This is a genomic window from Lacihabitans soyangensis (assembly GCF_024343775.1).
Lineage (GTDB): Bacteria > Bacteroidota > Bacteroidia > Cytophagales > Spirosomataceae > Leadbetterella > Leadbetterella soyangensis.
Genome location: NZ_RJUF01000188.1, coordinates 1 through 1,376, shown reverse-complemented (window position 1 = coordinate 1,376; position 1,376 = coordinate 1). Strand labels below are relative to the sequence as shown.

Genomic DNA, 1,376 nt, shown 5'->3' with positions numbered 1-1,376 from the left:
AGAAAATGAAGAGTTTAAGCAAATGAAGCTCTTAATGTCCTTCATTTCTTAATTCCTTCCTGGTTTATTGGTTTTTAATTGTTGATTCTAAGCCAAAATATTTGATTTCTGTGATAACTGATTATAACCCGACCACTGAGCGCTGATAATTATATGAGCCCTGTCATGCTAATATAGCCTAGGTTACAACCGTAATTCTAACGTAAAAAATCACTTTAACTCCGTTCATTGAGCGGAGTCGAAATGAAAACGTACGTTATGCAAATAAAAAACCAGCCCTAAATTATATAAGGCTGGTTTATTGGTTTTTAATTGTTGATTCTAAGCCAAAATATTTGATTAACCCGCCCACTGAGCGGAGCCGAAGTGGCTTCGGCTTCGCTCAGCCACCGTTTGACTCCACGGAGCCACCACAAATGTTAGTCAGTTAAAAAGTCTTTAAAATATATATTTATTCTCAGCTAAAAGTGCATCTGCGACTCTTCTTCTTGCTTCTTTGGTGTTGATGGGGTCAATTTTGGTGAAACGCTTTAAGCCCATTAACATCACTCTTAGTTCATCTCCTTCGGCGAATGCTTGGATGGCCTCACGTCCAGCCTGATTGCATTTCATAACGGCATCTTGTAGATAAACCAAGGCCATGTCTTTTTGCAGTGAAACAGCCTCTTCACCTTTGATTCCGATAAGTTTTTCAACTCTTAACATGGCTGATTCAGCTACATATACTTCAGTAATCATATCTGCTTCTCCATCATTGAATGTTACCGAATATTTATTTGCCAAAGAAGGGCTTACTTTTCCATTCTCGAATCTAAAATCTTGTCCAAACTTAGCCGAAAAAGCTCCCTCTCTATTGTCCAAATTGGCCATTTTCTTACGGAATGTGCCCTTCATACTTTCACCATCTACCTTGGCAACTATTTCAGCATCAAAGAGTTCCATCTTTAGGTGCAAAGAGTCGTTTGCGAAATATAAGGTATCAAAAGCCAGTTTTTCATCGGCATTGATGGCGAAGGCTTGGTTGTTTTCTACAAGAATATGAAAGGGCAAGACACCTGCAACCGTTGTAGTGGTTTTTAATATGAAGAAAATGAAGAGTTTAAGCAAATGAAGCTCTTAATGTCCTTCATTTCTTAATTCCTTCATGTTAGATATTAATTTCTATTTAAGCTCTTAATGTCCTTCATTTCTTAATTCCTTCATGTTAGATATTAATTTCTATTTTTAACAAGAAGAAAATGAAGAGTTTAAGCAAATGAAGCTCTTAATGTCCTTCATTTCTTAATTCCTTCATGTTAGATATTAATTTCTATTTTTAACAAGAAGAAAATGAAGAGTTTAAGCAAATGAAGACTTGAATAACTTATGTCTTGATG

At 36.0% G+C, this 1,376-nt stretch carries 1 pseudogene; it reads right to left on the bottom strand.

The features are described 5' to 3' along the window. Nucleotides 1-438 precede the first annotated feature (438 nt). Nucleotides 439-744: pseudogene (locus EGI31_RS22440) on the bottom strand (acyl-CoA dehydrogenase family protein); the annotation flags it as partial. Between the last annotated feature and the right edge of the window lie 632 nt (nucleotides 745-1,376).